Below are 14,001 nucleotides of genomic sequence, written 5' to 3' on the forward strand. Positions count from 1 at the left end.
TGACAATTATTTAACAACTATGTATACTGAGACTTGTGGTTAGGAAAAGTTTATTATTTTCAATTATAGGAGGAGTTTGGAAATGGCGAAGAAAGAGAAAGCAGTAATGCCGGAGGTTGTCGACAGTGTAGAGACGCTGGAAGCCAAAATGAAAGCAATGCGTGAAGCACAGAAAATTTTTGCTACGTTTTCACAGGAACAGGTGGATAAGATTTTCTACGAGGCGGCTATGGCTGCAAACAAGCAGAGAATACCGCTTGCGAAGATGGCTGTGGAAGAGACACAGAGAGGAATCATAGAAGATAAAGTGATCAAAAATCACTATGCGGCAGAGTATATTTATAATGCATATAAAAATACAAAGACATGCGGCGTCATCGAAGAAGACGCGGCGTATGGAATTAAAAAAGTCGCTGAGCCGATCGGACTGGTAGCTGCTGTCATTCCTACGACAAACCCGACTTCTACAGCGATCTTTAAGACATTGATCTGCTTAAAGACGAGAAATGCGATCATTATCAGTCCCCATCCATCAGCAAAGGCTTGTACGATCGCAGCTGCTAAAGTAGTTCTGGATGCAGCGGTAAAAGCTGGAGCACCGGAAGGTATTATTGGCTGGATTGACGCACCGTCCTTGGAATTGACGAATATGGTCATGAAAGAATCCGACATTATTCTTGCCACAGGCGGACCGGGAATGGTAAAAGCTGCTTATTCTTCTGGAAAACCAGCTCTTGGTGTAGGCGCAGGAAACACACCGGTTATCATTGATGATACAGCAGATGTGAGAATGGCTGTAAACTCTATCATTCATTCTAAGACATTTGACAATGGTATGATCTGTGCATCTGAGCAGTCCGTAACTGTGTTGGACAGTGTATATGAGGAAGTTAAGAAAGAATTTGCATATCGTGGCTGTTATTTCCTGAAAAAAGGCGCTGAACTTGATAAAGTCCGCAAGACGATCATCATCAACGGTGCTTTGAACAGTAAGATCCCGGGAAAATCTGCGTATGAGATCGCTAAAATGGCTGGCGTGGATGTTCCGGAGAATACGAAGATCCTGATCGGTGAAGTAGAGTCTGTGGATATTTCAGAAGAATTCGCGCATGAAAAATTATCTCCTGTACTTGGTATGTATAGAGCAAAGAGCTTTGACGAGGCTCTTGAAAAGGCGGCACAGTTAGTAGCTGACGGCGGATACGGACATACAGCTTCTCTGTATGTACATCCGGCAGAGAAAGAAAAAATCGCAAAACATGCGGCGGCAATGAAGACATGCCGTGTACTGATCAACACACCGTCTTCCCACGGTGGTATCGGTGATCTGTATAACTTCAAACTGACTCCATCTCTGACGCTTGGATGTGGTTCATGGGGAGGAAACTCCGTATCTGAAAACGTAGGAGTAAAACATCTGCTGAACGTAAAGACGGTTGCTGAGAGGAGAGAGAATATGCTGTGGTTTAGAACACCGGAAAAAGTATACTTTAAGAAAGGCTGTATGCCGGTTGCGTTAGATGAACTTGGAACAGTTATGCACAAGAAAAAAGCTTTCATCGTAACAGACTCTTTCTTGTATAAAAACGGGTATGTAGCTCCGATCGAGGCAAAATTGGATGAAATGGGAATCCAGCATACATGCTTCTTTGAAGTGGCTCCGGATCCGACTCTGCAGTGCGCGCAAAAAGGCGTGGACCAGATGAGACAGTTTGAACCGGATACGATCATCGCTCTGGGCGGAGGTTCTGCAATGGATGCCGCAAAGATCATGTGGATCATGTATGAGCATCCGGAAGCAAATTTCGAAGACATGGCAATGGACTTCATGGATATCAGAAAGAGAGTATTTACCTTCCCTAAGATGGGCGAAAAGGCATACTTTGTAGCAATTCCGACATCTTCAGGAACTGGTTCGGAAGTAACGCCGTTTGCGATCATCACGGATGCGGATACAGGTGTAAAATGGCCGATCGCAGACTATGCGCTGCTCCCGAATATGGCGATCGTGGATGTAGACAACATGATGACACAGCCGAAGGGACTGACAAGCGCTTCCGGTATCGATGTTATGACCCATGCGATCGAGGCATATGTATCGATCATGGCGACAGATTATACGGATGGTCTTGCCATGAAGGCAGTGAAGATGGTATTTGACAATCTTCCGTCTGCCTATGAAAACGGCGCAAATGATCCAAAGGCACGTGAAGAAATGGCAAATGCGTCCTGTATGGCAGGTATGGCTTTTGCTAACGCCTTCCTGGGCGTAAACCACTCCATGGCCCACAAGCTTGGCGCGTTCCATCATCTTCCGCATGGTGTGGCAAACGCAGTCCTTCTGACAGAAGTTATGAGATATAATGCGGCGGAAGTACCGACAAAGATGGGAACATTCTCACAGTACCAGTATCCGCACGCACTTGCAAGATATGCAGAACTGGGACGTTTCGCGGGTTGTACAGGAAAAGATGACAAAGAAGTATTTGAAAACTTCCTTGCAAAACTGGAAGATCTGAAAGAGAAGATCGGTATCAAGAAGACAATTAAAGATTATGGTATTGATGAGAAATATTTCCTGGATACATTGGATGAGATGTGCGAACAGGCATTTAATGACCAGTGTACAGGAGCTAACCCAAGATATCCATTGATGAAAGAAATCAAGGAAATTTATTTGAAATGCTATTATGGCAAATAATTAACAATCTTTTCGCGCGGAAAAAGTTAGTTAAAAATTGCACAAAATTAACTCCCGGGGCTTACATTGCTCCGGGAGTTGTTGTATAATAAGGACAATTTAAAAATGGATAGGAAAGCGGACATAGGATGTGCACTATCCAATAAAGGAGGATGTGTCGTATGAAATTAGAAAACAAAGAACTGATCGTACAGCGCCCGTATAAGGAAGTATATAAATGCGATGATATGATCGTAAAGGTTTTTAAGGAATCTCATCCCAAAGCAGACGTATTTAATGAAGCCTTGATTACTGCCAGGATAGAAGAGACAGGGCTGGATATACCGAAAGTAAAAGAGGTATTTCAGGTAGACAAAAAGTGGGCCATAGCGATCGAGTATAAGGATGGAAAGACTTTAGAAGAGATGATGGAGTCTGACAAGAAAAATCTGGATAAGTACATGAGTGATTTTGTGGATCTGCAGTTGGAGATCCATGCAAAGACGTCGCCTTTGTTAAAGGGAATGAAGGATAAGCTGGTACGCCAGATTAATAGCCTGAAGGAATTGGATGCCACGAACCGCTATGAACTTCTGACACGTCTTGAGAGTATGCCAAAGCATAATAAAGTGTGCCATGGAGATTTCAATCCGAGTAACGTGATCGTAGGGAAAAATGGGAAGATGACTGTAGTTGACTGGGCGCATGCGACACAGGGGAATGCCAGCGCAGACGCGGCGATGACCTATCTTTTGTTCGCGTTAAAAGACCAGGAGACGGCCGATCTGTATATGAAACTGTTCTGCCAGAAGAGCGATACGCCAAGGCAGTACGTACAGCAGTGGCTTCCGATCGTGGCGGCGGCACAGCTTACGAAAAACAATGAACTGGAGAAAGAATTTTTGATGAAGTGGATAGACATCATTGATTATCAATAGGAAACAGCATGAGGATTAAAGAAATAGCAGAACTGGCGAAGGTGTCTCCGGCAACTGTCTCAAATGTTTTGAATAATCGAAAAAATGTCGGCGAGGAAACACGAAGACGTATACTTAAAATTTGTGAAGAAAACGGATACAGCCAGCAGAGAAAAAAGAGACTGGAAAAGTACCAGAATAAAACAATACTGTTTAATTTCAGCGACTATGACAGAAAGTTTTATTTGAAGATCATACATGGCATCAGTGATTATGTATACTCGAGAGGATATGATCTGATCATAAGCACCAGTAAATCCTGTCAGCGATTTATGGAACCAAGCGTGACAAGCGGAACGATCATGCTGGATATGAAGTGCAGTGACGCCATGCTTATGCAAAAAGCAGAGACAGGGTATCCTATTGTTACATTAGATCGGATCATAGAACAGCCGAATATAAAAAGTATCGTTGTCAATAATTATGTCGCTATGAGCGAATTGGTGCAGGGGCTGGTCGACAGAGGATATACACATTTCGGATATCTGGCGGGGATCGACACGGTAGATAATCAGGAACGGTTCCGGGCATTCCAGGATGTCCTTTTTAAAAATCAGATCTGTTTTCGGCGTGAGGATTATCTGATGGGGGACTACATGGAGAAAAGCGGATATTATTCGGCAAAGCTTATGCTGCTGTCGGAAAATATACCGGAAGTACTTGTCTGTGCGAATGATAATATGGCAATCGGGGCGATCAAAGCATTTCAGCAGGAGGGGCTGTGCGTGCCGGAGGATATTGCGGTGACAGGATTCGATGGAAACGATATGGCAGATTTTATGAATCTGACAACTGTAGATATTCCAAATTACGAAAGAGGGTATCTGGCGGCACGGTTTTTATTGCAGATGATCACAGGAAATATGGATTGCGATGTATTTAAAATAGCGGCTAAAGTACACTGGCGCGGTTCTGTGGGTGAGCGAAAAAAAGAAGAACGTTTTTATTAGTGACGGAGATAAAAAGGGAAACGGTTTTGGGGCACCCTCCGTAAGGAAGGTGCCCCAAGGCTTTTGTATATTGAATTTAATTATAGTTTTGTTTAAGCGGTGTAGCCTGTTGGCTATGCCGTTTTTGCTTTGTTGCGTTCCCGTTCTTCTAAATGCTCTTGGAACGCATTTTCCATTTCTTTGGGACTGAGTTCCCGTAAAATGCCTACACCGTTGTAATAAATGTCCATCAACTGAACACGCTTTCCGTCAAGGTATCTCGGTGCGTACACGATAATCCTGTCGATAAACTCGTGTATCAGTTCGGGCGTAAGTTCTTTGAGTTCAGTAATCTTCTTTACCTTGTCAATGAATTTTTGCAGGCTCTTGGTCTTGTCCGTTTCAGTTTCGAGATAATTTTCCATTTCGGGAATACCTGCCTTTAAGCGTTGTTGTTCTTCCTCGTAAGACATTGAAAGAGTCGCATAGCGTTCATCAGATATTTTACCGACAGCGTTATCTTCATAGATTTTCTGTATCAGACTGTCTATCTCGGCAATACGCTTTTTCGCCTTGTTCAGTTCACGGCGTTTCCGTGCAAGTTCTTTCTTTTTCTCCTCGCTGTAACATTCCATTTGCTTGCGGACAAACTCTTTTTCAAAGGCTTGCACATTTAAGAGGATTCTCATCATACTTTCCAATACCGTTTCCATCACGACTTTTTCTCGGATATAATGGGCGGAACATACTTCGGAATTTTTGCGGTATGAGGAACAAAAGAAATTTGCCTGTTCACGCTTGTAGTTACCCGTTACGCTGTAATATAGTTTCTGTCCACAATCCGCACAGTAGAGCAGTCCCGAAAACGGACTGACAATTCCGCTTTTGGTCGGTCTGCGGCGATGCTGTCGAAGTTCCTGCACCAACTCAAACACCTTACGCCCGATAATAGCGGGATGGGTATTCGGGAAGATTTTTCATTCCTCCTGCGGTCTTTCAATCTTCGTTTTGTTTTTGAAAGATTTGGTCGTGCTTCGGAAATTGACCGTGTCTCCGCAGTATTCCTGCCTGGAAAGAATATCCGCAACCGTAGCGGAACACCAGTTATATGGAACGGCAGGCGGCTTACTGCAATTTCTGCCGATACTGTTCCAATACTCTGTGGGCGTCATTACCTTATCGGCTTTCAGCTTCTTGGCGATCTGCGTAGGTCCGAAACCGTCAATGCACAGGGCAAAGATTTTGCGAACAACTTTGGCGGCTTCCTCATCAATCATCCATTCCTTTTTGTTATCGGGGTTTTTCATATACCCGAAAGGTGGATTTGTTGTAAGAGGAACGCCTGACATACCCTTATTCTTAAAGACATTGCGTACCTTTTGGCTTGTGTTTTTAGCGTGCCATTCATTGAATAAGTCCTGCATCGGAACAAGGTCGCTGATACCTTTAGCGGTGTCAATATTGTCCATTATGGCGATATATCGCACGCCTAAACTGTCAAAGCCTTCTTCCAATAACTGACCGACAACCAAGCGGTTACGACCAAGACGGGAATGGTCTTTAACAATCAGCGTTCCTATCAAGCCCTTTTCCGCAAGTTCCATTATCTCCGTAAAGGCAGGTCTTGCGAAAGTTGTACCCGACCAACCGTTGTCAACGAATACACGGGGATTGGGAAAGCCATTGTCTTTTGCGTACTTCTCAAGTATGGACTGCTGATTTTTAATACTGCCCGAAGCACCTTCCTGTTCATCGTCACGGGATAGGCGGCAATACAAGGCGGTTATCTTTTCTGACTGTTTATTCATAGTTCTCCTTTCCACAGCCAGATATGATAGGATTTGTAGGTGTACCTATGATACCATATCGGCTGTAATTGTTCAACGCTTTAACGCGGTAAACTCAATCTTTTCTACTCTTTTTTCAAAATAATGCGTTCCACTTTGTCTGTGATATTCTCGCCTGCGTTTTCTTTGAAAAAAGCTCTAACTGCATAGAGCGTGCCGTCAGTCTCTTTTACAAAGTTCAGTGGTTCAAGATACATACTTTGCCGGAACCACGCTATACGCTCTTCTTTGGTAAGAGTGGCAAGATAGTCGGTTATCTCATCGAGCAGCGTGTAAATTTCGCCTGTTCGTTCTATAGTGTTGCCCTGATTATTTACATACATCATCGTTCATAGCACTCCTTTTTCTGTGATTTTTTATGCTGTTCTTCCTCTCTTGCCCTGTATTCGTTGGCATAGAGCAGGTCGGTTTTCTTTTGAATTTTGACTGACCGTTCTTCAATCCCTTTGTTCAGTTTCAGTTGCTTTCGCAGTTCCGTTATCCTTTCAGTAACGCCTGATTTTTCTTCTCGCAGAGTTTCTTTTTCGGCTGGTGAGGTTCTGCGGATTTTGTTTTGCAGCTTGGTGCGGTAGGCAATCAGCTTATCCATTTCGCCCTGCAATTTATCTCTATCTGCATACAAATCGTCAAAGGTTTCAATGCTGTATTTGCTCATATACCGCACCTGTTCGGAAAAGACTTCGAGTTTTTTCAAATCTTCTTTGAGGTATGGGCTTGTCGGTTTGTATTCCGTATTTTTCGGAAGAACGCCTAACAGATAGCAGTAGTGGAGATACAGTTTGTAGATATGACTTGTTTTGTGAAAAGGATGAAACCAATCCCGTAAATCTTGAGGCATTTGCGGCGGATAGTTGATGGTTGCCCTGCGGTTTCCAAAGGAAGCATATGCACCCATTGTCCTTTGAATATTGTCGGGTGTCCATCTTTTGTCCAGTGTTTCAAGCCTTGTGAAATGCTCATACTGTGGCAATCGTATTTTCCAATGCTTTCCCGTAAAGTCGGTAATATATCCTTTTCGCCGCAGATATTCCTCCATATAATAGGGGCGGCGGCTGAAATTGATTGCCTCTTTCACATCTTCACGATAGACATTGTACCTTGTGGGCTTGCCGCTTTTTTCATCAAGCCATACTTGTCTTGACGGTGCTTTACGGGGGTTTTCTATGACCGATAATCCATGTTCCATACATATTCTGTCGGAAACATCACGGAGTTTTCTCTGCTCTGTTTTGGAATAGTTGTATTTCTTCCCGTCAAGAAAGGAAACAGAATTAAAGCAGAAATGGTTGTGAAGATGGTCTTTATCAAGGTGGGTGGTAACGATAATCTGATACTTATCTCCCCACATTTCTGCTGCGGTCTGCAATCCGATTTGGTGCGCCTGTTCGGGCGAGACCTCGTTCGGCTTGAAACTTTGATACCCGTGCCAAGCGATATATCCATTTTCTTTGCCGTACTGCTTTTTCGTTAAAATCATCTGCTGTAATGCAATCTCTTTCAGACAGTTGATAGCCGAAACATACTCGCCCTGATGGGTGGATTCGGGGCGGCTGACATAGGAAAATATATCCCACAACGGCTGTAAATTCGGATTGTCTGCTCTTGTCTTTTCGGGATTTTCCACATAGGCAATGAGGTCTTTCAGTCTGCCCTCAATATGCCATAAACTCGTTGTTGCTATTATGTCGTCTCCTGTAAATCGAGGATCAGGCATTCAATTTCCTTGCAGATTTCTAAAGCAGAATGTTCATACTTAGCACATTTCTGAAAGCTGTTATGGACAGAGTAAAGGGTATTCAATAGTTCCCAAAACTCTTTTGCAGGTTTCGCCTTCGGCATTTTTCCTTTGCAAAGCTGACGGATAAACTCCGATTGGGACAGTCCACACGCTGCCGCACAGCGTTTCAATTCTTCATTTTCTTCTTCGGTTAAGCGTACTTTGATACGCACTTTTTTATTGTTTTCTTTGTTCAAAATTATCATCTCCGTTCTTGCGTTTTATCTTTTTTAGGGGTATTCCCCTGAAATTAGTCCACACGCCTTTAGGCTGTGGATTGGGATTGTGGGGGTCACAATCCGATGCTCGCTACACTTATGGACATCGTCTTTCTCTTTGCCGTTCTCCCTGAATGTCGTTCCTGCCCCTGTTTTTCAGCAGCGTTGTTTCGCTCTCGTCGTCACAAACTTTGTATCGCTCATTTTCGTGCAGGCACGAAAACTCACTCCCGCCGTTGCTCCTCCTCTCCCCAAAAAGTCTAATGACTTTTCGGGATCCCCGACGGTCTTGGCAAAATCATATCCCATTCAGACGGTCATTCAGTTGTTAATCGGCAAAGCAAAAAGCCGATACACAGAGACATCAAAAATCGACGGGAGCGTTGCTCTCGCTTCAAAATGATGTTCTATGTCCCGGCTTTGTAATTCAAAGACGGGACTGTTTGTTCATCCGTTCACTCGCTGACAGTACCAAAAAGCATAGAGTGCAGACGGCGGTATTTTCTCTTAGCATACCGCAGGCGTTGGGCGGCTTACACCGCATTCTCAATCGAAACATCTTGTATTTAGTTGTAGTCCTCTTTCATGAGGGATTTCGTTATACCAAAACCCTCGCCGAAAATCAAGTTTTTGGTGAGGTTCTGTATAGTTTTTGCAAAAGCGGGGTATACTATTTTGTTATACTAACTGTCGAACGCCCTATTATCGGCAAATATATGTTAAAATAATTTTGAATCACATTGTAATTATTCCGATATTGTGATATACTAAATTTATATAAGTAGCCCTCAAATCAGGAGGTATGAAAGATGGAATATTTAACAGTTACACAGGCGGCGGAAAAATGGGGTATCTCTACCCGTCGTGTTCGTTTGCTTTGTGCCAATGGTGAAATTGACGGAGTTATTCGCAAAGGAAAATTATATATGATACCTGCAGAAACAGAAAAACCGTTGGATAAACGAAAATTGCCTAACAAAAGAAAACGCGGCAGATTTGCAGATATACTAACTGAAATTGATATTAAAAAAGTTAAACTTGACGATATGCGTCCGCTTACTGCAGGTGAAACACAGCGTTTGCGTGATGAATTTATGGTTGACTTCACCTATAATTCAAACGCTATTGAAGGCAACACGCTTACTTTGAAAGAGACCGCTATGGTGCTTGAAGGAATGACCATAGACCGTAAACCCTTGAAAGATCATCTTGAAGCTGTCGGGCACCGTGACGCATTCCTTTATATTGAAGATATTGCACAAAATAAGGCAAGATTGAGAGATACGGAAATCAAGGCGATTCATTCATTAGTACTAATGAATAGACCTGAAGATAAAGGAGTTTACCGCCGTATTCCTGTCACAATTGCAGGTGCATATACCGAACCGGTACAACCATTTCTCATTGAGCCGAAATTGACGGAGTTACTTGCCGAAAATGAAGAGCGTAAAAAGACAATGCATCCGATTGAACGCATTGCCCGTTTTCATCTCGAATTTGAAGGAATACACCCTTTTATAGACGGTAACGGCAGAACAGGTCGATTGATTTTAAATCTTGAGCTTATCCGTAACGGCTATCCCGCAATCAATGTGAAGTTTACTGACCGTAAACGCTATTATGATGCTTTTGATGCATTTTATCGTGACGGCAAAGCAGACGATATGGTGTTACTTGTTGCAGAGTATGTAAACGAACGCCTTGACCGATATTTAGAAATTGTGAAAGAGTAAAAGCATTAGGAGAAACAAAATGAGTACAAATATATCAAAACAAAAGCGTGAGGACTTGCTGAATAAAATAAAAGAAATCCGAACCTTTATTTCTGCTGCACCGCAGGATGAGAATACTGGTAACCTGCTTTCTTATCTTTCTGATTTAGAGAAAGATGTAAACGGCAAGAAATATGGACTTGTATTCGAGGAACACCGTGAGGAAATTGACGAGGTGCTTGATACCCATACCCCGGTACTTACCGAAGAAAAAGAACTGTTCATTGACAACGGCGGAAAAATGAATTTTCTCATCGAGGGGGACAACCTTGCTTCTCTTAAATTGCTCGAAAAAACACATAAAGGAAAAATTGACCTCATATACATAGATCCACCGTATAATACAGGAAACAAAGACTTCATATATGATGATGCATATATTGACAATAATGATTGTTATCGCCATAGTAAATGGATTAGTTTTTTAATTCAACGCTTAAAAATTGCACGCAATCTTCTTACTCAGAATGGCGTGATTTTTATGAGCATTGATGATAACGAACAGGCTGAGCTTCGTATGATTGCTGACTATATTTTTGGTGAACATAATTTTATATCAGAAATGATATGGCAAAAGAAAAAAGGTGGTAGCAATGATTCTCGACATGTTGCTACTGAACATGAATATATTCTTATGTATTCAAAAAACAAAGAGTTACTTAATAATATTTTTATTGCTTATGGCGAAGAATATGTTGCTCGTTATAAGGAGAAAGATGAAAAAGGAAGGTTCTTTTGGGATACTTTCAAAAGAAAATCAGGTAAACAGTATTATGCAATTACTTGTCCAGATGGTACAGTCCTTGAAAAAGATGAAAATGGAGAACCTATTTCATGGTTGCGTTCAGAAAAACGTTTTCTTTCAGATTTAGCAGAGGGAGAAGCAAGAATTATAAAAGTCAAAGGAAAATGGACAGTACATTTTAAGCAAAGACAACCTGAAGGATACAAACCTCGTTCTATTATAACTGAATACGGAACGACTTCAGATGGTGCTGCAGAATTAAAGGAATTATTTAATTCTACTAATATCTTCAGTAATCCAAAGCCAGTAAAACTGATTGAATATTTAATTAAATTTATTCAAAATAAAAATATTTCAATCCTTGATTTTTTTGCAGGTAGCGGAACAACTGGACATGCAGTTATGAAATTGAATGCAGAAGATGGCGGCAATCGCAAATTCATTCTTTGCACCAACAATGAAAATAATATCTGCCGTGATGTTACATATGAGAGAATTAAACGTGTTATCGATAAGGAAAATTATTCTGCGAGCCTGAAATATTACAAGGTAGAATATGTGCCGATTTCAGAGCGTATGTACTACGAATATGCGGACGAGTTATTAAGGCATATCCGTGAACTTGTAGAACTTGAAAACGGCGTAAATTTCATCGGCAACGCCGAAATTGCTATCGTGCTAACCGAAGAAGAACTTGATGATTTTATGACAAATATCGAAGCCTACGACAAGTGCCACAAACTGTATATGGGGCACGATTTGCTGCCCGATGAGGAACAGGAACAGTCCCTTGCTGACCACGGTATCGAAATCAATATCATTCCCGACTACTATTATCGGGATTTACAGGAGGTGTAAGCGGTGCAACTGAAAAACTTTCAATTATCGGCTGTAAAATCGCTTTTTGAGGCGATGGAAAAGCCTGCCCGTGACATTATTCTAAAAAGCCCTACGGGCAGCGGAAAGACAATTATTCTTACATATTTTATGCACCAGTATGTGCAATCCTACTGTCATACCGTGTTTGTATGGCTCACCCCCGGCAAGGGCAATTTGGAGGAGCAGAGCAAGGAAAAGATGGATAAGTATATTCACTCTGCTCAGACAAAGCTGCTCTCCGATGTAATGACGGGCGGCTTTGAAGAAAACGATAACTGTTTCATCAACTGGGAAAAGCTAACGAAAAAGGGCAACAACGCCCTGAAAGACAGCGAACGCACCAACTTCTTAGAGCATATTGAACATGCTCTGAACGCCGGTTTGCATTTTGTTGTTATTGTGGACGAAAGCCATCAGAACAACACGGTGAAGGCGGATGAAATCATCCAGTATTTTCATACGGACAAAATCATTCGTTGCTCCGCTACGCCGAAAGGGATTAAAAATGCGGAAATCATAGAAATTCCTGAAGCGGATGTTATTGCCGAGGGACTTATCAAGAAAATGCTTATAATTAATGAGGATTTTCCCCAGCAGGTAGAAATGGAGAATGCAACCAGCTATCTATTAAAACAGGCTTATGCTAAGCAACGTGAAATCCGTGCGGAGTTTCTTTCCAATGGGAAGGATATTAATCCTTTGATCGTGGTGCAGATTCCAAACAAATCGGAGAAATTGCAGGACGACGTGGAACGCTGGTTTGAAACGCAGGGCGTAACCTATGAAAACGGTCAACTTGCGGTGTGGCTTTCTGATATGCACGAAAACTTGGAGGGCATCGAAAAAATCAATGCTCCCTCTGTTGCTGTTATTATCAAGCAAGCTGTTGCCACGGGATGGGACTGTCCGAGAGCCGCCATTTTGGTAAAGCTCCGTGACAATATGGATGAAACCTTTGAAATTCAGACCATCGGACGTATTCGCCGTATGCCGGAGGCACACCACTACGGCAAAGATTTGCTGGATAGCTGTTATCTCTACACTTTCGATGAAAAATTCACCGCCGGTGTTAAGTTGAGTCTCGGCAAAGGGGCGTTAGAAGCAGCTACTCTGTTCCTTAAAAATGAGTATAAAGGCATCACCCTGACCTCCGAACAGAGAACAATGGTGACAGATCACCGCAATCCTAAAAAGGCTATGCTCTCTGTAGCAAAGTATTTTGAAGAAAAATTCAAGACTGGATCGAACAAGACGGAGAACAAGGCACGCTTGCAGGCGGCGGGTTTTGAATTTAGCGCTGATATTCTGCGTCACACCCTTTCGGGTGAAACTGCAACCTTGAATTTTGCTTCGGCAGATATGAATACGGTCATCATTACCGAAAGGCTAAATACCCACGATCATGGTCATATGTACCATCAGAAGGTGGGTAAAATCGGTATGGAGATTGGAATGGAATACAGCTATATGAATACGATTATTCGTAAGTTATTTGATCGCAATTTTACATATAGCCGTAAAATCCTCGCAATGGAGCCGAGAGAAGTCTACGCATTTGTTATCAACAACGCCGATCTGCTACGCCATACGGTGCGTGAGGCGATGGCGGCGGAACTTGAACAGCTTACTCTTGATATTAACCAAGTATCAAAGGTGTCGTTCCATATTCCGCAATCCTGCCTGTTTACCTACGACGGTACAGCAAAAACACAGTTGGAAATGAAGAAAAATGTATATCAGGGCTACCTTTCCTCTGCGGAAGTCCGATCATCTTCGGAACGCAAATTCGAGAAATTATGCGAAAAGTGTAATGCCGTGGAATGGGTATATAAAAATGGTGATAAAGGCAATGAGTATTTGTCCATCGTATATGCGGATAATTCAGGCAAGCAAAAGAATTTTTATCCTGACTATATTATCAGTGTAAACGGTGAAATTTGGGTCGTGGAGACTAAGGGCGGCTTTGACCGTAGTGGCAATAGCCAAGATATTGACATTTTCACGCCGAAAAAATTCGCCGTGCTGAAAGATTATTTGGAACGCTACAGTTTAAATGGTGGCATTGTCCGCTATGATGAAAAAAGTGAAGAACTGTGCATTTGTATGGACAGCTATTCCGAGGATATTAACAGCGATAGTTGGGTTGTGCTGAGTGATATTTTAAAGTGAGGTGAAAG

Annotated in this window: 12 protein-coding genes; 6 read left to right on the plus strand and 6 right to left on the minus strand. The window is 42.4% G+C overall.

Going from position 1 to position 14,001, the window contains the following annotated elements; translation table 11 throughout:
• Positions 1-82 precede the first annotated feature (82 nt).
• The 3 genes from adhE (at position 83) to WKT01_RS03140 (ending at position 4,607) form a co-directional block, all read left to right on the plus strand.
• Positions 83-2,701, plus strand: a complete 2,619-nt coding sequence (gene adhE, locus WKT01_RS03130) for a bifunctional acetaldehyde-CoA/alcohol dehydrogenase (protein ID WP_117973967.1) — start codon at positions 83-85, stop codon at positions 2,699-2,701.
• A 161-nt stretch (positions 2,702-2,862) separates the two neighbouring features.
• Positions 2,863-3,618, plus strand: a complete 756-nt coding sequence (locus WKT01_RS03135) for an aminoglycoside phosphotransferase family protein (RefSeq protein ID WP_117973969.1) — start codon at positions 2,863-2,865, stop codon at positions 3,616-3,618.
• Positions 3,619-3,626: 8 nt separating this feature from the next.
• Positions 3,627-4,607: a LacI family DNA-binding transcriptional regulator gene (locus tag WKT01_RS03140; protein ID WP_117973971.1), complete on the plus strand. Its 981-nt coding sequence runs from the start codon at positions 3,627-3,629 to the stop codon at positions 4,605-4,607.
• Positions 4,608-4,720: 113 nt separating this feature from the next.
• Here WKT01_RS03140 and WKT01_RS03145 read toward each other — a convergent pair whose 3' ends face one another.
• From WKT01_RS03145 to WKT01_RS03170, 6 genes are all read right to left on the minus strand, one after another.
• Positions 4,721-5,509, minus strand: a complete 789-nt coding sequence (locus WKT01_RS03145) for a DUF4368 domain-containing protein (protein ID WP_270395109.1) — start codon at positions 5,507-5,509, stop codon at positions 4,721-4,723.
• 54 nt (positions 5,510-5,563) lie between these two features.
• Positions 5,564-6,394, minus strand: coding sequence for a recombinase family protein (locus WKT01_RS03150; protein WP_117973974.1), 831 nt, complete (start codon positions 6,392-6,394; stop codon positions 5,564-5,566).
• 104 nt (positions 6,395-6,498) lie between these two features.
• Complete coding sequence (locus WKT01_RS03155) at positions 6,499-6,759, minus strand: transposon-encoded TnpW family protein (RefSeq protein ID WP_117973976.1); 261 nt, start codon at positions 6,757-6,759, stop codon at positions 6,499-6,501.
• Positions 6,756-8,147: a relaxase/mobilization nuclease domain-containing protein gene (locus WKT01_RS03160; protein WP_270395110.1), complete on the minus strand. Its 1,392-nt coding sequence runs from the start codon at positions 8,145-8,147 to the stop codon at positions 6,756-6,758. The genes WKT01_RS03155 and WKT01_RS03160 overlap by 4 nt, the downstream gene beginning before the upstream one ends.
• Complete coding sequence (locus WKT01_RS03165) at positions 8,114-8,407, minus strand: ribbon-helix-helix domain-containing protein (RefSeq protein ID WP_117973978.1); 294 nt, start codon at positions 8,405-8,407, stop codon at positions 8,114-8,116. The genes WKT01_RS03160 and WKT01_RS03165 overlap by 34 nt, the downstream gene beginning before the upstream one ends.
• Positions 8,408-8,584: 177 nt before the next feature.
• Entirely contained in the window at positions 8,585-8,737 is a 153-nt protein-coding gene (locus WKT01_RS03170) for a hypothetical protein (RefSeq protein ID WP_270395115.1), read from the minus strand.
• A 500-nt stretch (positions 8,738-9,237) separates the two neighbouring features.
• On the opposite strand from WKT01_RS03170, the gene WKT01_RS03175 reads away from it, so the two are divergent.
• The 3 genes from WKT01_RS03175 to WKT01_RS03185 are packed head-to-tail and all read left to right on the plus strand — an operon-like array spanning position 9,238 to position 13,993.
• Positions 9,238-10,161, plus strand: a complete 924-nt coding sequence (locus tag WKT01_RS03175; protein ID WP_117973980.1) for a Fic family protein — start codon at positions 9,238-9,240, stop codon at positions 10,159-10,161.
• 19 nt (positions 10,162-10,180) lie between these two features.
• Complete coding sequence (locus WKT01_RS03180; protein WP_117973982.1) at positions 10,181-11,803, plus strand: site-specific DNA-methyltransferase; 1,623 nt, start codon at positions 10,181-10,183, stop codon at positions 11,801-11,803.
• Between the two features lie 3 nt (positions 11,804-11,806).
• Positions 11,807-13,993, plus strand: coding sequence for a DEAD/DEAH box helicase family protein (locus WKT01_RS03185; protein ID WP_117973984.1), 2,187 nt, complete (start codon positions 11,807-11,809; stop codon positions 13,991-13,993).
• Positions 13,994-14,001 lie beyond the last annotated feature (8 nt).

Source organism: Mediterraneibacter sp. ICN-202921, assembly GCF_037890075.1.
In the GTDB taxonomy this organism is placed as follows: Bacteria; Bacillota; Clostridia; order Lachnospirales; family Lachnospiraceae; genus Mediterraneibacter; species Mediterraneibacter massiliensis.